At 68.4% G+C, this 20,422-nt stretch carries 17 protein-coding genes; 3 read left to right on the top strand and 14 right to left on the bottom strand.

The features are described from left to right. Positions 1 to 2: 2 nt before the first annotated feature. Positions 3 to 644, bottom strand: coding sequence for a hypothetical protein (locus EXE58_RS11760; protein ID WP_135268062.1), 642 nt, complete (start codon positions 642 to 644; stop codon positions 3 to 5). 53 nt (positions 645 to 697) lie between these two features. Between EXE58_RS11760 and EXE58_RS19735 the strand changes: the two genes are divergently transcribed. Then, positions 698 to 1,057 carry a hypothetical protein gene (locus EXE58_RS19735; RefSeq protein WP_208543989.1) on the top strand — a complete coding sequence of 120 codons (360 nt, stop codon included), beginning with the start codon at positions 698 to 700 and terminating at the stop codon, positions 1,055 to 1,057. Between the two features lie 331 nt (positions 1,058 to 1,388). Here EXE58_RS19735 and EXE58_RS11750 read toward each other — a convergent pair whose 3' ends face one another. From EXE58_RS11750 to nrdR, 3 genes are all read right to left on the bottom strand, one after another. Beyond that, complete coding sequence (locus EXE58_RS11750; RefSeq protein WP_167288842.1) at positions 1,389 to 1,871, bottom strand: HAD domain-containing protein; 483 nt, start codon at positions 1,869 to 1,871, stop codon at positions 1,389 to 1,391. Between the two features lie 273 nt (positions 1,872 to 2,144). After that, positions 2,145 to 5,066 carry a vitamin B12-dependent ribonucleotide reductase gene (locus EXE58_RS11745; RefSeq protein WP_135268060.1) on the bottom strand — a complete coding sequence of 974 codons (2,922 nt, stop codon included), beginning with the start codon at positions 5,064 to 5,066 and terminating at the stop codon, positions 2,145 to 2,147. 117 nt (positions 5,067 to 5,183) lie between these two features. Then, positions 5,184 to 5,699 carry a transcriptional regulator NrdR gene (gene nrdR / locus EXE58_RS11740; protein ID WP_135268059.1) on the bottom strand — a complete coding sequence of 172 codons (516 nt, stop codon included), beginning with the start codon at positions 5,697 to 5,699 and terminating at the stop codon, positions 5,184 to 5,186. Positions 5,700 to 6,055: 356 nt separating this feature from the next. Between nrdR and EXE58_RS11735 the strand changes: the two genes are divergently transcribed. Continuing rightward, on the top strand, positions 6,056 to 6,412 hold the full coding sequence (locus tag EXE58_RS11735) for a hypothetical protein (RefSeq protein ID WP_135268058.1): 357 nt from the start codon (positions 6,056 to 6,058) through the stop codon (positions 6,410 to 6,412). Positions 6,413 to 6,419: 7 nt separating this feature from the next. On the opposite strand, the gene EXE58_RS11730 is transcribed toward EXE58_RS11735, so the two are convergent. The 6 genes from EXE58_RS11730 to EXE58_RS11705 all read right to left on the bottom strand — a co-directional run bounded on the left by EXE58_RS11730 (position 6,420) and on the right by EXE58_RS11705 (position 12,084). Beyond that, complete coding sequence (locus EXE58_RS11730) at positions 6,420 to 6,893, bottom strand: SRPBCC family protein (RefSeq protein ID WP_135268057.1); 474 nt, start codon at positions 6,891 to 6,893, stop codon at positions 6,420 to 6,422. A 104-nt stretch (positions 6,894 to 6,997) separates the two neighbouring features. Then, the gene (locus tag EXE58_RS11725) at positions 6,998 to 8,482 is read right to left on the bottom strand and encodes an outer membrane protein assembly factor BamB family protein (RefSeq protein ID WP_244242538.1); all 1,485 of its coding nucleotides are present in this window, start codon (positions 8,480 to 8,482) and stop codon (positions 6,998 to 7,000) included. An 82-nt stretch (positions 8,483 to 8,564) separates the two neighbouring features. Further along, positions 8,565 to 9,098, bottom strand: a complete 534-nt coding sequence (locus EXE58_RS11720) for a PKD domain-containing protein (RefSeq protein WP_135268055.1) — start codon at positions 9,096 to 9,098, stop codon at positions 8,565 to 8,567. A 260-nt stretch (positions 9,099 to 9,358) separates the two neighbouring features. Further along, positions 9,359 to 9,871: a hypothetical protein gene (locus EXE58_RS11715; protein ID WP_135268054.1), complete on the bottom strand. Its 513-nt coding sequence runs from the start codon at positions 9,869 to 9,871 to the stop codon at positions 9,359 to 9,361. Between the two features lie 326 nt (positions 9,872 to 10,197). Further along, a complete protein-coding gene (locus tag EXE58_RS11710; protein ID WP_135268053.1) occupies positions 10,198 to 10,548 on the bottom strand; it encodes a LysM peptidoglycan-binding domain-containing protein in 351 nt (116 codons plus the stop codon). A 189-nt stretch (positions 10,549 to 10,737) separates the two neighbouring features. Next, entirely contained in the window at positions 10,738 to 12,084 is a 1,347-nt protein-coding gene (locus EXE58_RS11705; RefSeq protein ID WP_135268052.1) for a vWA domain-containing protein, read from the bottom strand. A 134-nt stretch (positions 12,085 to 12,218) separates the two neighbouring features. On the opposite strand from EXE58_RS11705, the gene lexA reads away from it, so the two are divergent. Beyond that, on the top strand, positions 12,219 to 12,962 hold the full coding sequence (gene lexA / locus EXE58_RS11700; protein WP_135268051.1) for a transcriptional repressor LexA: 744 nt from the start codon (positions 12,219 to 12,221) through the stop codon (positions 12,960 to 12,962). Here the strand turns inward: lexA and EXE58_RS11695 are convergent, their stop codons facing one another. The 4 genes from EXE58_RS11695 to EXE58_RS20495 all read right to left on the bottom strand — a co-directional run bounded on the left by EXE58_RS11695 (position 12,963) and on the right by EXE58_RS20495 (position 20,413). Further along, positions 12,963 to 14,957, bottom strand: coding sequence for an ATP-dependent DNA helicase (locus tag EXE58_RS11695; protein WP_425271679.1), 1,995 nt, complete (start codon positions 14,955 to 14,957; stop codon positions 12,963 to 12,965). 169 nt (positions 14,958 to 15,126) lie between these two features. Beyond that, complete coding sequence (secD, locus tag EXE58_RS11690) at positions 15,127 to 17,412, bottom strand: protein translocase subunit SecD (RefSeq protein ID WP_135268050.1); 2,286 nt, start codon at positions 17,410 to 17,412, stop codon at positions 15,127 to 15,129. A 102-nt stretch (positions 17,413 to 17,514) separates the two neighbouring features. Next, on the bottom strand, positions 17,515 to 19,080 hold the full coding sequence (gene hflX, locus EXE58_RS11685; protein WP_135268049.1) for a GTPase HflX: 1,566 nt from the start codon (positions 19,078 to 19,080) through the stop codon (positions 17,515 to 17,517). Positions 19,081 to 19,162: 82 nt separating this feature from the next. Continuing rightward, the gene (locus EXE58_RS20495; RefSeq protein ID WP_135268048.1) at positions 19,163 to 20,413 is read right to left on the bottom strand and encodes a thrombospondin type 3 repeat-containing protein; all 1,251 of its coding nucleotides are present in this window, start codon (positions 20,411 to 20,413) and stop codon (positions 19,163 to 19,165) included. Positions 20,414 to 20,422 lie beyond the last annotated feature (9 nt).

Genomic DNA, 20,422 nt, shown 5'->3' with positions numbered 1-20,422 from the left:
CGTCAGGAAGTGACGTGCCAGCCCATCCACCGCAGAGTCCCGCCCGGCTTGTCATCGAGCGTCCCGTAGTCGCACCAATCGGCGGTGTAAGTCCCGCGCAACGGTCGGTCGTTCCTCGGGTATCGCTTCTCTGGGGTGCCCCAGCGCAGGTCGCCCGACAACGTCCGGTCCTGGTGCAGCCGAAACGCTTGGTCCCGCGTCACCCGGGAGGTGCTTGGCCGCCCCCACAGTCGGCTGTCGTTGGTCAGGAACACCGCGAACCCGTCGGTGTTCGCGTCCGTGGCCACCCAGCCCTCCAACCGGGTCACGTCATGGATGAAGTGGAGCCGTGCAAGATCGAGGGCCTCGTGACTGCGCAGATCAAACTTCTCGGGGGTACGACCATCGTGCCCCTGCCACGACCGGGTGACGTACTTGAACTCGATCAAACTGGTCCGGTCGCCCACGCACACCAAGTCGACGTACGTGCGCGCGGTCTCAGTGCGCTTGGGCACCTCCAACCGGATGTCGATCGAGTCATCCAGCGCCACCACCGCCCGGGCGAACTCGAACTGGAAGTCCGCCTCCGAATGAAACACCGGACGGCGCGCGGACAAGAACTCCATCACCGCGGCCAGCGGGAGGCGACCAGCAATCCCTGTCACCCTCTGCACGCTAACCGAAACCAATCCCAGATGACTCGTGATTGGCTGACCGCATGCCCGTAGGAGATTGCGAAAAGGCGTTCGCTGTCGCGGCGGCAGCCGACGGCATCGTGCTTGCACGAGCGCGCGTGCCATGGCTCAACCAACGCGGCCACCTCGGATTGCCGGACCAGGCGCACGAAGCGCGACGCAGGCTCGACGCCATCTTTCTAGCCCTCGGCGGGGACCCAGAGGCCCAAGCCGCGAAGAGGATGACCTCTCTCCCGGGAGACTTCCTCCACGAACCCACCGGCACCTTCATCGAGATCGACGAGTCCCAGCACTTCACCACCTACCGGCGCCTAACGCTGCAGCACTACCCGCACGATGCGCCGCTCGGGTTCGCCAAAGACGAGTACCTCGCGCTTTGGTGATCACTGGGCATCGAAGTCCGACAAGTACCGCGCCAAGAAGGCAGCAGTTGGGTTCGGTGACGGCGGGCGCCAGCGCCAACGCGCCTATCACGACGCTCTCCGCGATCTCGCCACGCCAGCGTTGGGACATCCACCGGTGGTCCGGGTGCCAGCACCCGACCGCAACGGGACCGCTGCCTACTTGCGCGTCCGCGACCAACTCCGCCAACTCGCTTAAGGCGAGATGCGCGGTGATGTCGACACGGCGTGGCACTTAGACACGGACCCCGACGGACACCGGCCCAGATGCACCGGTCAGGCATCCTTCGTAAAGTGAAGGAAGTCCGTCAGTTCACGAAGGATGGAGCCACCGCTCGACCCGAGCGATGTCCTGGAGCGTCAAGCCGACGTGCGGCTCCGGCCTCACGGTGAGCATCCGTGACTTTTCGAAGCCACGAAGACGCGCCGACGTCAGGTCGTCGTCGGTCCACACAAGGCGGCCCACGGGGTTCTCCAACATCCACTGTTCGACGACGTTGGCCTTCCACCAGCGCCTGCGGCCGACTTCGGGAAGTGTCATCACTTGGAACGGCCCGAGACCGACACGCGCCCAGTCCATGAGCAGATGACTGTCCCAGGTCGTTAACCACCGGACGTCTACGAGTCCGTCGGTATGGAGACGCGCGATCGCCTCGATCACATCACGCCGGAACGGCACCGTCATGTCGCCCGGTCGCCCTGGATACAAAGTCTCCCCAGCCCAACTGTCGCCGACGCCAAAGGGCGATACAACGCCGTCTACGTCGAGAAACCACACAGGACCTGACCAAGCCATGGCCGAACTATCGGCGACGGCACCGACATATGAACTCGGCGAACCCGGCGATGTCCAAGAACCAGCGACTGGCTGCGCATCACGTACCGCCTTGTGGTCCGACGGAGAAAGACACGTAGCCCCCGGTTAGTTCCGGGGGCTACGTGTTGGCGCTAGTCGTCTGACGGTGGCACTTGTCGTGGCACTTGTCGCGGCACTTGTCGCGGCACTTGTCGTTCGCTCAGTGAAGAGGCTGTCGTCCTACATGAGGTCGGGGCCCGTCGCACGCGTGGATCAGCTGCAGCCGCTGGTCGAGCCGCAGCCCTCGCAGACGTAGCAGGAGCCGGCGGGGCGCATCTTGGTGCCGCAGGTCATGCAGAGCGGCGAGTCGACGGCGGTGCCGGTGAGCTTCTCGAAGAGCTCGGCGGTGGTTTGGGCCTGGCCGCTGGAGACCTGGGCGGGGACCTCGCGGGCCTCGGAGCCGTGGGTGTCCTTGGTCTCGACGTCGGTGGTTTCGAGACGGGCCTGGCGGCCCTCCTCAACCACCGAAGCCTTGTCCTCGACCAGCGAGCCCTCGACGAGCTCGGAGGCCGAGCCGGTCTCCTCGACGAGCGGCTCGTAGGAGCCGGTCTCGAGGTGGCGCTGACGCTCTTCGGCGGAGTAGATGCCGAGGCCGGCGCGGTCCTCGAAGGACAGGTAGTCCAGGGCGAGGCGGCGGAAGATGTAGTCCATGATCGACTGCGCCATCCGCACGTCGGGGTCGTCGGTGAGGCCAGCAGGCTCGAAGCGCAGGTTGGTGAACTTCGAGACGTAGGTCTCGAGCGGGACGCCGTACTGCAGGCCGATGGAGACCGCGATCGAGAAGGCGTCCATCACACCGGCCAGGGTCGAGCCCTGCTTGCCGAGCTTGAGGAAGACCTCGCCCAGCTCGCCGTCGTCGTGGGCGCCGGAGGTCATGTAGCCCTCGGCACCACCCACGGTGAACGACGTGGTGCGCGAGACGCGCGACTTCGGCAGGCGCTTGCGGGTCGGGGCGTAGACGACCTTCTCCACGACCTTGGTCTCGGCCGCAGCGGCTGCGTCCGCGGCGTCGGCGGCGTCCTTCTTGGCCTTGCCGCCACCGTCGGAGAGCGGCTGGCCGACCTTGCAGTTGTCGCGGTAGATCGCGGTCGCCTTGAGTCCGAGCTTCCAGGACTGCATGTAGACGTCCTCGATCTCCTCGACCGTCGCGGTCTCGGGGAGGTTGACCGTCTTGGAGATCGCGCCGGAGAGGAACGGCTGGGCGGCCGCCATCATCCGCACGTGGCCCATCGGCTTGAGCGAGCGGGCGCCCATCGCGGTGTCGAAGACCTCGTAGTGCTCGAGCTTGAGGCCCGGCGCGTCGACGACGTGACCGTGCTCGGCGATGTAGGCGACGATCGCCTCGACCTGCTCGGGCTGGTAGCCCATCTTCTTCAGCGCCCGCGGGATCGTCTGGTTGACGATCTGCATCGACCCACCGCCGACGAGCTTCTTGAACTTCACCAGGGAGAAGTCGGGCTCGATGCCGGTGGTGTCGCAGTCCATCATGAAGCCGATGGTGCCGGTCGGCGCGAGCACCGAGGCCTGCGCGTTGCGGAAGCCGTTCTTCTCACCGAGCTTGACCACGTCGGCCCACGCCTTGGTGGCGAGCTTGTGGACCCGGCTGTCCTCGGTGTGCAGGACGCGTACGACGTCGTTGGCGGCCTGGTGCTTGCGCATGACGCGCTTGTGGGCGTCGGCGTTGCGGGCGTAGCCGGCGTAGGGACCGACGATCGCGGCGAGCTCGGCCGAACGCTTGTAGGAGGTGCCGGTCATCAACGAGGTGATGGCCGCGGCCATGGAGCGGCCGCCGTCGCTGTCGTACCCCAGGCCCATCGCCATCAGCAGGGCGCCCAGGTTGGCGTAGCCGATGCCGAGCTGGCGGTAGTCACGCGTGGTGTCGCCGATCGCCTCGGTCGGGAAGTCGGCGAAGCAGATCGAGATGTCCATCGCGGTGATGATGAACTCGACGGCCTTGGCGAACAGCGCCGCGTCGAAGGTGTCGTCGTCCTTGAGGAACTTCAGCAGGTTGAGGCTGGCGAGGTTGCACGAGGAGTTGTCGAGCGACATGTACTCCGAGCAGGGGTTGGACGCGGTGATGCGGCCGGTCTCGGGGTTGGTGTGCCAGTCGTTGATCGTGTCGTCGTACTGCAGGCCGGGGTCGGCGCAGGACCAGGCGGCCTCGGAGATCTTGCGGAACAGGCCGCGGGCGTCCACGGTCTCGATGACCTCGCCGGTGCCGCGGGCCTTGAGGCCGAACTCGGTGCCGTCCTCGACCGCGCGCATGAACTCGTCGGTGACGCGGACGGAGTTGTTGGCGTTCTGGTACTGGACGGAGGTGATGTCCTTGCCGCCGAGGTCCATGTCGAAGCCGGCGTCACGAAGGGCACGGATCTTGTGCTCCTCGTTCATCTTGGTCTCGACGAACTCCTCGATGTCGGGGTGGTCGACGTCGAGGACGACCATCTTGGCCGCGCGACGCGTGGCGCCGCCGGACTTGATGGTGCCGGCGGAGGCGTCGGCGCCGCGCATGAAGGAGACCGGCCCGGATGCCGTGCCGCCGCTGGAGAGCAGCTCCTTGGACGAGCGGATGCGGGAGAGGTTGAGGCCGGCGCCGGAGCCGCCCTTGAAGATGAAGCCCTCTTCCTTGTACCAGTTGAGGATCGAGTCCATGGAGTCGTCGACGCTCAGGATGAAGCAGGCGCTGACCTGCTGCGGCGAGGGCGTGCCGACGTTGAACCAGACGGGGCTGTTGAAGGAGAAGTACTGGTTGACCAGCAGCCAGGTCAGCTCGTGCTCGAAGGTCTCGGCGTCGGCGTCGCCGGCGAAGTAGCCGTTGTCGATGCCGGCCTTGGTGTAGGTCTTCACGACCCGGTCGATGAGCTGCTTGAGGCTCCACTCGCGGGCGTCGGTGCCGACGGCGCCGCGGAAGTACTTGGTCGTGACGATCGTGCTCGCGTTGACCGACCAGAAGTCGGGGAACTCCACGCCGCGCTGCTCGAAGACGGTCTCGCCTGTCTTCCAGTTCTGCTGGACGACGTCACGGCGCTCCCACGTGATCGCGTCATAGGGGTGGACTCCCTTGGTGCTGAAGACGCGCTCCAGCTTGAGGCCCTTGCCCTTGCGTGCGGCGCCGGTGTTCACCGTCTCGGTCATGGGTGGTTCTCCTTCGTGCCTGCACGGGCGGGTGATGGGTGTGCTCTGCGGACCTGGTCCGCGGGGTTGGTAAGCCCGGCAGGCAGCTTCCCCACTACCTGCCGGGCCGTTCTGGGGTCAGCCCGTCGGGGCTGAATGCGCCTCGCTGGTCGAGGGACGGAGTCCCGTCTCGAAACCAGCCTGGGCGTTGCGCTCGAGGCGAAGGATCTCGATCTCCTTCTCGAAGTCCTCGGCGTTTTCGAAGGCGCGGTAGACGCTCGCGAAGCGGAGGTAGGCCACCTCGTCGAGGGCGCGCAGCGGGCTCAGGATCGCGAGGCCGATCTCGTGGGCGGCGAACTCGGCCTGGCCCGAGAGACGCATGGCGTCCTCGACCTCCTGCCCGAGGCAGGCGAGCTGGGCGTCGGTGACGGGACGGCCCTTGCAGGCCTTCCGCACACCGGCGATCGCCTTGTCGCGGTTGAACGGCTCGGTGGCACCCGACCGCTTGAGCACGGTCAGCTGCATCTTCTCCACGGTGGTGAAGCGGCGGTCGCAGGAGGAGCAGGTGCGGCGGCGGCGGATCGATCCACCGTCGTCGGCGACGCGGCTGTCGAGGACCCGGGTGTCGGTGTCACGGCAGTAGGGGCAGTGCATCGCGGATCCCCCTCTCCTGGCCTGTCGGTGTCGCTGTCGGTGGTGCCCTGCATCATCTTCAACACTGTGGATCTCGGCCCGATTCCTGTGGAGAACGGGGCCTTCCCTGTGTGAACAGGACCGCTTCTTGTGAACTAGATGTGGAAAACCACAACGGTGTAACTACTAGATGTAGTGGTAACCGTACGTGCCGTCTGCAGGCTTGGCAAGCGAACCCCGCCAAATTGTCGAAGTGGTTCGTTCCACCCCGGAAAACCGCAGGTCAGTGACGTGGGTCACCCCGAGTTCGCGGCGTGTCGACCCCTGCGTTCCGGGCTTCCGGCCCGCACTTGTGCCCCATCAGTCACAATGCAGGCGTGGCGACGACAGGCAAGCGAGCAGGCTCCCGTCGCGCCGCTCCGCCGCCCCGCAAGCTCAACCGCGAAGCCCTGCTCACGTGCGCCGCCATCACCCTGTGCGTCGTCGCCTGGGGCTACCTCGTCTACGCCGCCATCGACTTCGGTACGGCGGCCCGCGACGGCGGTGGCGGCAGCGCCTGGGGCTTCATGGCACTCGCCTGCCTCGGTGCGATCGCCTGCCTCTTCTTCGGGCTGATGCTCGTCGCCCGGCTCATGCGGGCCCTCGGCATCACCCCGCCGGACGACCCCGACGGGTCTCCCCCGGTGCCACCCCCGGGACCTCGCCCCGCGGGGGGCAAGCGCGCGGCTCGCTGAGTCGCTCCTACGCCTGGGCGCCGGTCTCGAGCCTGGCCTTGAGCCGAGCCAGCGTGGTCTCGATGTTGCGGGCGTTGACGCTCACCCGATCGGCCACACCGGTGATCGGCCTCGTCGCCGGCACGAACCACCGTGGCCGCTTGTCCCACGTGCTCTCGACCACGCGGCAGCCAGCCGCGGTGGGCTCGATGTCGTACTGCCAGCGAGCCACCGGCACACCCGGAACCGCCTCGACCTCGAAAGCGAACCGTCGGGCCGAGTCGGCGTCGGTCACCTTGCCGATCGTCGGCCACACGCGTCTGCCGTTGCGGTTGACCCCGAGGAATCGCGAGCCGGTCTGCCCTGCGGTGGAGTCGCGACGCAGCACCTTCACCGTCTCCTCCGCGATCTCGCTCATCCGGGCCGGGTCGCTGAGGAATGCGTAGACCGCCTCGGGCGAGGCAGCGATCTCGGTCTGGCCGGTGGCGTCAGGAGCGGTCATGTTCGTGAGTATGGCGGGGTCGGTCGCCGCTCTCCTGGCCGGTTTGGTCTCCGAGACGGGCCTAGGTCCCTGGATGCTCGCGGCATTGGCGAGTGATCCACGACTTAGTCGGGGACGTCGTACGCGACGACCCGCCCCTGCTGCGACACCACTCGGAGATGACCTGATCCTTCGATTGCCATCGCTCCCCAGAGCGAGAGAGGTCCGTCGGCGGGCTTCCCACTCGGCGTGCAGAGTCGATACACGGGGTTGGAGCGTGTCACTCCGTAGGCCTTGACGTCCGAAGTCCGCTCGCACAACAAGACGGCGTCCGGGCTGACAGCCATCAACCTGCCATCGCGCGTGTCGACACTGATCAGCTGCCCACGGGCGGACTCGACGACTCCGCCGTACGGAGTCAGGGGCACAACCTCATCCATGTAGGCGCGACGAGCGCCTGCCTCGCTGAGGGGGACACTCCACGTCGCTGCTCCGCTCCGAGGGTTTACTCCGCTGATGGACATGGAGATGCCCTTGACCTGGGCGTCCTCCCCCATCTTCTGCACGCTCGTGCCCTCAATCATGCACAGCGTGCGAGCCTCAGACGCGCCTCGGGCGAACTCACACCAAGGATTCGCGCCTCGCTTGCGCCAGAGCCGCTCGCCCGTCTCACCGTCGACACCTACGGCCTCGTATCGGCTCACCAACGGGAAGCGCACCCGATGGCCGCGTCGGTAGCGCGCGAGGAGTCCACTCGAGGCTGGCCGACCAACCCCACCGACGTACACATCCTCCGGCTCGTCGTACTCGAAGGACCACCCCGCGCTGGTACTCGACCCTTCGCGAAACACCTGACCGACAGGCACGCTCCAGCTCGGCCTGCGATACCCGCGGATCCTCGAGAGGTGGGCAGTCGAGCCCTCCCCCGACCAGAACAGGTCACGCCCGATCGCCATCGCATCTTGGTAGCCACGACTCTCGACCATGCGATCCGTCTTGAGATCCCAACGCTGTGGCCCCCTGCCCTCGGCGATGCCGTAGAAGTCCGGCGAGCCCTGCCAACCGGAGACACACACGTCGTGCCCGTCAGCACACGCGTCATAGTCGTCGCTCACGAGTGCCGCCTCCGCCACCACGTTTCCGGTGCGCACGTCCAACGCCGTAACGAACGAGCCGCGAGGCCCCGGTTCGGCGCTGCGGAGTAGCGCGACGTATCTGCCGTCAGCGAGCTGGGTGAACCTGGGCGCGAGTTGAACACCCGAGGGCAGTCCCCCTGGGTGATACGAGCTTTCGAACAGGGTGCGCCCTGTCTCCACGTCGAGACCCATGAGCTTGAGCCGATCGCCAGGCGCCTGCGCGAGAACGAGCGCCGTACTTCCGGCAAGTTCTGGCTGCCCGACGACCGGGATCTCGCGCGTCCAAGCTCGGGATGCCTTCGTGAGCTGACGCGGATCAGCAGGGAGAACCGTGGCGGAGGAATCCGACGACACTGGTGCCGCCTCCGACTCCGCGTTACCGCCGGACCAACTGCAGCCGGCAGAAGCAGCAGCGACCGCGACAATGCCGACAAGCACGCGCGGCACAGCGCGATTCGAACGTGGACAGGACATGGTTCGGCCAATGGCCATGGTGTCTCCCCGAGTGATTGTGCTGTTGATGGACAGTTGGCGTCGTGACGAAAGCGTCGCCGGATCAGCGAAGGACAAGCTGCGGCTTGGCCTCGAGGACCTCAAGCTCTGTCACGGGCCCGGGGACGGTGTGGGTCTCGCCGAGGTCCTGCCAGTCGCCGTTGCCGATCTTGTACGTGCCCGAGTAGGTCGTCGCGACGCTTGCCTCAACGTCGTCGGTGCTGGTGTAGACATGCGTGACCTCGCGCGACGGGTGCGGCGCGCCTGGGGTCGTTGTGGACAAGGTGGTGCCGTCGCCGAAGGACCAGGTGTACGACACCGGGGTGGCGATGATCTGGACGTCGGTCTTGGCGATACTCACCGTCTTCGACGTGGGTGCGGCGTTCGTCGTGTAGAAGATCGTCTCGAGGTTGACCAATGTCTGACCACCGCCTGGCTGGACTACGGCCGTCGAGCTGGGCCATTGCAGCTCTTTGAAGCTCTGCAGCACCTGTTCGCGAGAGGGCCCTGGGGCCACGTCGGTTGGCGCGCAGGTCATTCCCACCTGCACACCGTCCCGCGATACGGCGTACATGAAGCCCGGAACACCGTTGGACACGCAGGGCTGAACTGAACACGTGCTGCCGAGTGCCGGATCGACACAAAGAGGGAGTAGGACCCACTTGTGCGCGCTGTCCGAGGAAGACGTCTCCAGGTACTCCGCGTAGGTCCAATTGCAGTTTGCGTCGACCTGCTCCCACCCCACCTGGACGCAGGAAGCGGGTTCGTCCGCGCTTGCTTCGGACGGCGAGAGAACGACAAGCTGCAGGAGCGCGACACATAGTCCGAGCCAGATAGCACAGCCGCCAGTTCGGATCATCAGACGAACCCAAAGTGCGCGACGACCCATTCCCCCTGGCGTTTGGCCAGCGTGATCGAAATGGTGGCCTTCCCCGGCGGGAAGGTTCGCGTCTCACCCTTGGCGTCATACACCACCGTTTCAGGCACGGTCTTGGTTAGCTCGAAGGTCGGCACCTCGTCCTCCACCCGGACGAGTTTCGTGATCGTCGACCCGTCGAACTCAGCATGACCTCCCGCTCGGTAGACGCTTCTCACAGTCTCGACGAAGTCTTGGCACGGCTTGCACTGGGGCGACATATTGGAGTACTCAGCCGTCTCACCACTTACCTGCATCTTGTCCGAAGCTGCCTGCCAACGCCGGATGAACTCCTCCGGAGTCTCCTGCTCAGCTGTCGCAGTCTCGGTCGGCGTGGGCGTCGCGGCAGACGTGGAGGGCATCTTGGGCGAGGGCTCGGCCTCCTGACAGCCGGCCAGGGCGAGCCCGAGCAGCGGAGCGAGGGCGGTGGCGACGAGCGCGCGTCGTACGGACATCAGATGCCTTCCCGAGAACAGCGATGACGCGAGAGAACCTAGCGACAACGACACCTCTGCGGGACCCGCGGAGATCGTCCTGTGGACAACCTGCGGGGATGGCGGGTGATTTCGAGGCTCGCGAGTTCGCACCGCAACCACCTAGGGGAGCCGCTCGCACATCAACCGAGTCACCGCCCGGACCTCAACCACCGAGGGGAGCCGGTCGCGGCTCAACCATCAGCGCAAGCGAAGAGGGGCGGGCCGCGTAGGCCCGCCCCTCGTCTTCCCCTGGTCCACCGGTTGGGGTCGAAGCAACCGGTGGAGGTCTGTGGTGCTGCGGTCGCTCAGTCGGTGGCGACCGGGACGCGGAGCTTCTGGCCGGCGGAGACCGCGGCGGAGTCGAGGGCGTTGAGTCGCTCGATCTCGGTGATCATGGCGCGCACGTCACCGTCGTCGGCGACGTCGCTGGCGATCCCCCACAGCGTGTCGCCGGGGGCGACCTGGACGACCTCGGTGGCCGGTGCGGTGCCGGCCTCTTCGGTGCCGACGGCGCCGGCGGCGAGGAAGAAGGCCGCAGCGAGCGCGACCAGGAGCCCGGCGAGCACGACCACCACCCGACCCCGACGGGTCAGCCGCACGGTCGAGCGACGCGGGGCGGCGGTGCGGAAGGTGGGAGAGATGCTGAGGGTGCTCATGGTGGCCTCCTGGGGAAGTTCAGCCGGTCGTTGATGTCGAGGGAATGTCTAGAGCGAGCCACCGACAGTGGGTCGGACTCGATCAGAGATTCGATCGAACATGTGTACGACGATAGAGCAGGTGTTCGAACGATGCAAGCACCGTAGCGAACAAATGTTCGAGCCCCCAGCAGGGCTAGGCGCAACCTCTCAGGGCCGCGAGGCGTTCATCCTCCGCAGCAGCACCAGCACGAGCGCGCCCAGACCCAGGACGGCCAGAGCCAGCACGCCCACCACCACCCACAGGACGACAGGGACACCGTCCTCGGCGTCACTGGCAGCCGCGTCGGCCGCCTCGGACCCGCCGTTGGACGGGGTCTCGGTCGGCGTCGCACTGGCGGTGTCGGAGGGGGTCGCCGTCTCCGTCGGCATCGCGACGTCGGTGACCTCGACGGTGAACTGGTACTCCACGGCGCCGTACTCCTCGTCGGAGGTCGTGTCGTCGAGGATCGCGGCGAAGAAGTAGGTGCCGGCCTCGGACACGCCGTCCTCGAGCGGCGAGTCGACGAGGGCTGTCGTGGCGGTGCCCTCGCTGTAGTGGCCCCACCGGTCCAGCCGGCTGCCGTCGGGCTTGTTCAGCTCGTAGGCCAGGCAGCAGCCGTACTCCGCGGTGCCGTCGTCGGTGGCGGTGACCGCGATGCTCTGCCCGACCTCGAGGTCGATGGAGTACCACCGCGCCTCGCCGTTGACGATGTCGTCGACGTACGTCGTCCCGGGCTCGACCGGAGTCGCCTGGACCTGCGAGGGGCCGCCGTCGACCTCCTCACCCGCTGCCTGGAATCGCGAGATCGCCCGGCTCGAGACTGCGCTGAGCTGCTCGGTGAGCGCTGCGGTGTCGTCGGCAGGGACGTAGGTGCCACCGGTCGCGTCGGCGATGCACTCGAGCTGCTTGCGGGCGGCGGCGTTGTCCTGGAGGAACAGGCCCACGGTGTCGACGCGGACCTCGATGCCGTCGCGGGCCAGCTGCTTGGCGGCCTTGCACGGAGTCGGGTCGCCGCAAGTGTCCTCGCCGTCGCTGACCAGCACGATCGAGCGCTCGCCCTCGGCGGAGAAGTCGTCGGCCGCCTGGGTCAGGGAGTGCCCGATCGGGGTGAAGCCGGTCGGCCTCGCCTGCTCGACCGCGGCGACGATCTCATCACCCGACTCCGACGCTGGGGCGATGGGTACGGCGAGCTCGGTGTCACGGCAGCCCGGCGCCTTGGCGTCGCCGGCGTACTCGCTGCCGTAGAGCCGCAGACCGACCTCGACCTCACCCGGCACCGAGCCCACGAAGTCGCGCACCGCCTCGCGGGCGCCGGCCATCAGCGTCGTGCCGGAGGCGTCCTTGCGCTCCATCGATCCGGAGACGTCGAGGATGACGAGCAGCTGCCCGCTCGCCTCCTCGGCCAGCGCGGGCGCAGCGCCGGCCGCCGGCGACGAGGAGAAGCCGAGGGCCGTCACGAAGATGGTCGAGGCCACGGCGAGGGTCGAGGTGAGAGCGGGAAGTCGTCGAGTCACGGGTGGCACCCTCCCCCCAAGAAGGGCCGGTCAAACACGAGGGCATCCTGGGCAACACGCTTCGAACAGATGTTTGATCAACGGCCCGGCGATGGCTACGGTGGGGACACACTCGATCAGCAGGAGGCGCCACCATGGCGAAGAAGGACGCACCGGGCTCCCAGGGCCCCGACGCGAAGGTCGTGGCCATGCCCGACGGACCGCCAGACGCCACCGGCCTGACGCCTCGCCAGCAGCGCGTGCTCGCCACCATCAAGGACGCCATCGAGCAGCGCGGCTACCCGCCGAGCATGCGCGAGATCGGGCAGGCCGTGGGCCTGACGTCCTCCTCCAGCGTCGCCCACCAGCTGCGCGTCCTCGAGGGCAAGGGCTTCCTCAAGCGCGATCCCAACCGTCCGCGCGCCCTCGAGGTGTTCCTGCCCGAGGTGATGGCAGCGCGCAAGGCCATGGGTTCGGCCGAGGAGTCCTCGGTCGACGAGACCGGCATCGGCGACCTCGCCCCCACCGCGCTCAACATCCCGCTCGTCGGCCGCATCGCCGCCGGCGGCCCGATCCTCGCCGAGGAGCAGGTCACCGACGTCTTCCCGCTTCCCAAGCAGCTCGTCGGCGACGGCACGCTCTTCCTCCTCGAGGTCTCCGGTGACTCGATGATCGACGCGGCGATCTGCAACGGCGACTACGTGGTGATCCGCCAGGAGCAGACCGCGACCAACGGCCAGATCGTCGCCGCGATGATCGACGGCGAGGCGACGGTCAAGACCTTCCAGCGCAAGGACGGCCACGTGTGGCTGCTCCCCCACAACGCCGCCTACGACCCGATCCCCGGTGACAACGCCACGATCCTCGGCGTCGTGACGGCGGTGCTGCGCAGCCTCTGATCAGCCCGCGGCCAGCCGGGCGAGCGCCTTGCGCACCAGCGCCGGGTCGGTCGTGGTCCACATGGGTGGCAGCGACGCCTTGAGGAATCCGCCGTACCTCGCGGTCGCCAGCCGCGGGTCCAGGACCGAGACGACCCCGCGGTCGGTGGTGGTGCGGATGAGGCGTCCGGCGCCCTGCGCGAGCAGCAGGGCCGCGTGGGTCGCCGAGACCTCCATGAAGCCGTTGCGGCCCATCGCGTCGGCGGCCTTGGCGCGCGCGGACATCAGCGGGTCGTCAGGCCGCGGGAACGGGATGCGGTCGATGATCACCTGCTGGCATGTCTCGCCCGGCACGTCGAGGCCCTGCCACAGCGACAGCGTGCCGAACAGGCACGTGTGGGGATCCTCGACGAACTGCTTGGCCAGCTCGGGCAGCTGGGCGTCGCCCTGGGCGAGCGTCGTGAGGTGGGGCAGGCGGGTGCGTACGACCTCGGCAGCTGCCTCGGCGGCACGGCGCGAGGAGAACAACCCGAGCGTGCGGCCCTCGGCTGCGTCGACGAGCTCGCAGATCTCGTCGAGCTGGGCGGCACCCAGGCCGTCGCGGCCCGGCGGCGGCAGGTGGCGGGCGACGTAGAGGATGGCCTGCTGGCCGTAGTCGAACGGCGAGCCCACGTCGATGCCGCGCCAGGGCAGCACACCATCCCCCTCGGGGTCGGAGCCGCCGTCGAGCACGCGCTCGGCCGGCTTGAGGCCGAGCGAGGTCGCCACCGCTCCGAAGTCACCCCCGAGCATCAACGTCGCCGAGGTGAACACCACCGTCTTGTCGGTGAGGAGCTTGTCTCGCATCGGCCCCCACACCTGGAGGGGCGCGACGTGGAGACGAGCGGGGATCCGGTCGCGGGCCTCGTTGAGCCAGAGCACGTCGGCCGCCGACCCGCTCGCCATCCGCTCGGCGTTGACGAAGACCTCCTGCAGGAGCCCACGCGCCTGGGTGCGGCCGGCGTCGGCATCGCCCTCGCCGCCCTCCTTGGGGAAGGCGGAGATGCACCCGCGGGCGGCGTCGCGCACCCGCGCCAGGGCCTCACCGAGCTGTTCGGGGACCAGGTCGATCCGCCCCGGTGACGTCGCGATGATGGCGTCGGAGAGGTCGTCGGCGGCACTCTCGAGGTCGCCGATCGGGTCGCCGTCGACGTCTGCCAGCCAGCGATTGGCACGCTTGGCCGCACGCTCCACGTCGGCCACCGCGAGCTCGTCGGTCGCCGCCTGGGTCACCCGGGCGGTGAGCTCGTGGGCCTCGTCGATGACCACCGTGTCGTAGTCGGGGATCATCGGCACCTCCTCGATCGCGTCGATCGCGAGGAGGGAGTGGTTGGTGACGATCAGGTGGGAGCGGTGGGCCTTCTCGCGCGCGAGCTCGGCGAAGCACTCCTGGCCGAACGGGCACTTGGCCGCGCCCAGGCACTCGCGGTGGTTGACGCTCACCTGGCGCCACTCGCGGTCGGTGTGGCGTGGAGCGTTGTCGCGCTCGCCCGTGCCCTTGGCCTCGGACTCCTCCTCCGCCCAGGCGCGCAGCTCGAGGACCTTCTCGGCCATCGATCCCATCGGTACGTCGACCAGCGTGCCCTGGTCGTCGGGCACGCCGTTGCGGATGCGGTGGAGGCAGGCGTAGTTGGAGCGGCCCTTCAGCACGGCGTGGGAGGTGTCGACGCCGTCGACGCCCTTGACCGCCTCGACCAGGCGCGGGATGTCGCGCTCGACGAGCTGGTGCTGCAGGGCGAGGGTCGCCGTGGCCACCACGACCCGCTTGTCGTGGAGCAGCGCGGGCACGAGGTAGCCCAGCGACTTGCCGGTGCCCGTCCCGGCCTGCACCAGCAGGTGGCGGTGGGACTCCATCGCCGCGGCGACCTCCTCGGCCATCCGCACCTGCCCGTCGCGCTGCTGGCCGCCCAACGCCGCCACCGCGGCGGTCAACACCTCGGCGACGGTCGAGGACGCAAGAACGCTTTCAGGCACCAGAGAACCTTACGGGCCGGCGCCGACAGAGCGTCGTACGCCATCCACAGCGGGACCTCCGCGCTGGCTCACGCCGACTCGACGATCGGTTGACGCCGACTCGGCGGGAGGTTTGCGCCGATTCGGCGGGAGGTTTGCGCCGACTCGGCGGGTGTTCGCGCCGACTCGCCGGTCAGACGACGGCGCCGGAGTCCTCGGGGTCGCGGGCGACCTTCTCCTTCTTGACCCGGCTCATCGGCCACTTCTCCTGGAAGTAGGTGAGGATCGGGGTCGCGGTGAACATCGAGGAGTAGGTACCGACGATGAGGCCGACGAGCAGCGCGATGGAGAAGTCGCGCAGGCTGTCGCCACCGAGGACGGCCAGGGCCGCCAGGATGAACATCGTGCCGAGGCCGGTGTTGATGGTGCGCGGCACCGTCTCGATGACGGCACGGTTGGCCATCGCCTTGAACGAGTCGTCGGGGCGGGAGGCGTACCAGCGCTCGCGGATGCGGTCGAAGACCACGACCGTGTCGTTGACCGAGAGACCGATGATCGTCATCGCCGCCGCCAGGAAGATGCCGTCGATGGGCTTCTCCAGCCAGGCGAACAGGCCCACCACGAGGATGACGTCGTGGAACATCGCGAGCACCGCGGCGACGCCGAAGGTCCACTTGAACCGGAACGCGAGGTAGAGCAGCTGGGCCAGGAACGCCACACCGAAGGCGATGAGCGCGTTGTTGCGCAGCTCCTCACCGAGCGACGCGCCGATGGTCTGGTCGTCGATCTTGTCGACCTCGCCACCGATGGCGGCCAGGGAGTCCTCGATCGCCTGCTCCTCCTCGTTGGAGATCTCGCCGGTGCGGACCGTGAAGTCTGCGGTGTCGGCCGTCTGCACCACGGCGGTCGGGAACCCGGCCTCCTCCACCGCGTCGCGCGCCTCGTCGATCGAGATCTCCTTGGAGACCGAGTAGTCGAGCTGGCGCCCGCCGGTGAACTCCACGCCCAGGTTGAGGCCGTTGACGACGATGCCGAGGATGGCGATCAGGAGGGCGGCCCCGGAGACCGCGATCCAGGCAGCCCGGCGCTTCATGATGTCGAAGTCGGACTTGTCGAGCCAGGTGCGGACCCTGCCGACGTTGCCGAGACCGCTGATCGCCGGGCGCTGCTGGACCGGGCGGTTGGCGACGGCGAGCTCACAGAGCACGCGCGCAACGATCAGTGCGGAGATCATGGAGGCGATGACACCGATGGACAGCGTCACACCGAAGCCCTTGATGGGCCCGGAGCCGAGGAAGAACAGCAGCCCGGCGGCCAGCAGCGTGGTGACGTTGGAGTCGATGATCGCGGTCCACGCCTTGTTGAAGCCGACGATCAGGGCGCGCCGCAGCCCCGCTGAGGGATATTCGGCGTACTCCTCCCGCGCTCTCTCGAAGACGAGGACGTTGGCGTCGATCGCCATGCCGATCGCGAGCACGAAGCCCGCGAGCCCGGGCAGGGTCAGCGTGGAGTTGAGCGCGAGCAGCATCGCGTAGGCGAGCAACGCGTAGGTCGCCAGCGCGATCGTGGCCATCGCGCCGACGAGGCGGTAGACGACGATGATGAAGAGGCCGGTGAGGATCAGGCCGATGATGCCGGCCTGAATCGAGGCGTCGATCGCGGCGGCACCGAGGGTCGGGCCGACGAGGCGGTCGGAGACGGCCTTGAGCTCCAGGGGCAGGGCACCGCCCTCGATGAGGGTGGCCAGCTCCTTGGCCTCCTCGAGGCTCTGCTGGCCGTCGATGTCAGTGGCGCCACCGCGGATACCGACCTCACAGCCGACGCTCGGGTCGACCTGGGGGGAGGTGATGATCTCCCCGTCGAGCACGATCGCGACGCGGCGCTTGGGGTCGCCCGGCGGGTTGCACGCGGCCTCGCCGGTGATGTCGGCCCAGACGTCGCCGCCCTTGCCGGTGAAGTCGAGCTTGACGACGTAGTCGACCGAGTCCTGGTTCTGGGTGCCGGTGGCTCCCTTGACCTCCTGGCCGGTCATCTTGGTCGGGCCGATCTCGAGGGTGTCGCCCTGGTCGCTCGGCAGGACGAGGTTGCCTTCCTTCTTCGGCTCGGTGCCCGGCTCCACGACACGGAGCACCTCGTGGAAGGTCAGCTGGGCGGTCTTGCCGATCTGGTCCTCGGCCTCCTGCGCCTCCTCATCACTGGAGACACCGGGCAGCTCGACGAGGATGCGATCCTCGCCCTGGCGCACCAGCGTCGACTCGGCGACGCCGAGCGCGTCGACGCGGCCGCGCAGGACCGCGATGGTCTTGTCGACGTTCTCCGCGTTGGCGGGCGTCTCCTCGGTGCCCTCGGCCTGGAAGACGAACTGCGCCCCACCCCGGAGGTCGAGACCGAGGTTGGGCTCCTTGTTGAGGCTCAGGGCCACGCACCCGGCCAGCAGGCCGAGCACGAGAAGGAACCTGACGAGAACTCCGCGTGACATGCGCGACATCTTCCACTACTCGGGGGTAGTGCCCGAATCCGGGCACGGATGACCCAACGGGTGGACGGTGGCGAAGGTTCCGCCGTCGCCCGGGAGGCCGGCTCAGGTGGAGTACGACGCCAGCTCGTTGGCGAGGTCGGCGTGAGCCCGCCCGATCACGTGGGTGCCCTCCCCGGTGTGCTCCATCGTCGCGATCTCGGCCTGCTGGTGGATGCGGTTGACCAGGTCGCCGCGGTCATACGGCAGCAGCACGTCGAACTCGACCTGCGGGCGGGGCAGCTCGGACTCGACCAGGCGCAGCGCCTCCTCGATCCCCTGCCCCGTCCTCGCACTCACGACCACGCTGTGCGGCTCGCGGCGGCGCAGCCGATCGATGACCAGCGGGTCCGCCGCATCGGCCTTGTTGATGACGATGATCTCGGGCACCTTGGCGGCGTCGATCTCGGCGAGGACCTCCCGCACCGCGGCGATCTGCCCCTCGGGGTCGGCGTGTGAGCCGTCGACCACGTGGAGCAGCAGGTCGGCGTCGGCGACCTCCTCCAGCGTCGACCGGAACGCCTCGACCAGCTGGTGGGGCAGGTGCCGGACGAACCCGACGGTGTCGGACATCGTGTAGATGCGGCCGTCGGCGGTGGTGGTGCGGCGGGTGGTCGGGTCGAGCGTGGCGAAGAGCGCGTCCTCGACCAGGACCCCGGCGTCGGTGAGGCGGTTGAGCAGGGAGGACTTGCCGGCGTTGGTGTAGCCGGCGATCGCGACGCTGGGGATGCGGTTGGAGCGGCGCGACTGGCGCTTGGTGTCGCGGGTGCCCTTCATCTCCTTGAGCTCGCGGCGCAGCTTGGCGATCTTGGTGTTGATGCGACGCCGGTCGGTCTCGATCTTGGTCTCACCGGGACCGCGACCACCGATGCCCTCGCCGCCGGCGGCACGACCACCGGCCTGGCGGGAGAGCTGGCCGCCCCAGCCGCGCAGGCGCTGCTTCATGTACTGCAGCTGCGCGAGCTCGACCTGCGCCTGGCCCTCCTTGGACTTCGCGTGCTGGGCGAAGATGTCGAGGATCAGGGCGGTGCGGTCGACCACCTTGACCTTGATGCGGTCCTCGAGGTTGCGCAGCTGGCTGGGCGCGAGCTCGCCGTCGCAGATCACGGTGTCGGCGCCGGTGGCCTGCACGATCTCGCGGATCGCGTCGACCTTGCCGCGCCCGATGTAGGTCGCCGGGTCGGGCCGGTGGCGGCGCTGGAAGACCGCCTCGAGCACCTCGGAGCCGGCCGTCTCGGCGAGCAACGCGAGCTCGGCCATGGAGTTCTCGGCGTCCTGAGCAGTGCCCTCGGTCCACACGCCGACCAGCACGACCTTCTCCAGCCGGAGCTGGCGGTACTCGACCTCGGTGATGTCCTCGAGCTCGGTGCGCAGGCCCGCGACCCTGCGCAGCGCGTGGCGCTCGGCGAGGTCCTGGGCCCCGGTGGAGAGCTCCTCGGGATCGGTCTCGTCGTCGTAGCCGGACTCGAAGTCACCGTCGAGGTCGTCGAAGTCGTCGAGGTCGTCGTCAGGCTCGAGGTCGAGGTCGTCGTCGCGGAGCTCGATGGTGCCCGCGTCGTCCCACGAGCGCGTGGCAGCGAGTGCGTCGCGCAGGCTGAAGTCGGGGCCGGCGGGGTCAGGTGCGTTCGTCATATGCCCTCAAGGGTAGGTCGGCGCCGCGCCGATCGCGACCGCATTGCCGCCGCGGCGGATCCGGAGGGGAGTACGGCGGGGCTCAGCGGCGTCGTACGCGCACGACGTCGGAGCGGTCGGAGCTGCACGCGATCGGCCCCGGCAGCACATCAGGACGCAGTCGGGCGTAGTAGCGACCCGGACGCAACGGCTTGCCCAGCTTGACCTTGAAGTCGCCGCGCAGTCCCGCACGGGTCTTCACCACGACGCGGTCGCGACCCTTCTTCTTGCGCAGGATCCGGACGTGCGCCCTCGAGGTGCAGGCGCTCGCCGCCGACGAGACCGTCCCCTCGAGGACACGGCGTCGCTTGACCTCGACGACGACCGAGCGGCGTACGGGCGGAGGAGCGCTCGTGGGCGGCGTGGTCGTGCCGGTCCCGCCAGTGGTCCCGCCCGGAGTGCCGCCCGGAGTCGGCGACGTGGTCGGGTTGGTGGGAGCCGGCTGAGGAGCGGGCGGCGGGGGCGGGCAGGGGTTGCCGTAACCCAGGGGACAGGCGTCCCCGGTGTCGGGGTAGCCGTCGTTGTCGTCGTCGCCGTCACAGGCGTCACCGCTGCCGTCGCCGTCGAAGTTGGCCTGGCCGCCGTTGCTCACGAGCGGGCAGTTGTCACCGGTGTCGGCGACCCCGTCGCCGTCGTCGTCTCCGTCGCAGGCGTCGCCGGCGCCGTCGCGGTCGTGGTCGCGCTGGTCGGGGTTGGCGACGCTGTCGCAGTTGTCGATCTGCTTGTCCGGGACGTTGTCGCGGTCGGTGTCGCAGTCGGAGTAGGTGACGTGCAGGGTGGCGCCGATCTCCTGCCCGAACCCGGTGGGGGTGTTCTGCTCGGTGACCACCCAGCGACCGTCGGCGGGGAGGTTGCCGATCCCCTCGGCGGGCTGCATCACCACCGACGACGGCGGCGGACTGCCGGGATTCCGCGGGGGGAGGTCGCCGTGCCACAAGGACGCCTGGTCGTCGAAGGTGATCGACACGTAGTCGTACTCGAAGCGGTAGTCAGACATGCGGTAGGGGTCGCTCAGCTGGATCTTCCTGCCGGAGTAGACCCCCTCCTGGCCCAGGAAGACACCGACCTCGCCCCAGCGCACACCGCCGACCGTGACGTTGACGTCCTCGACCCGGACGTAGGAGTCGTAGCGATGGAGGGGCTGAGCACTGGTGTGGAAGCTCATCACGCACTGCTCCGGCCACTCGCCGAAGGCCTGGGCGGGCGCGGCCGGGAGCACCACGGCCCCGAGCATCCCGACCAACATCACCAGGGCGGTCGTGAGACCGCCTGTTATCCCCCGTGTCATCCGCATGACCTGCTG

Source organism: Nocardioides seonyuensis (assembly GCF_004683965.1).
Lineage (GTDB): Bacteria > Actinomycetota > Actinomycetes > Propionibacteriales > Nocardioidaceae > Nocardioides > Nocardioides seonyuensis.
This window is presented reverse-complemented; position numbering and strand designations above follow the sequence as displayed.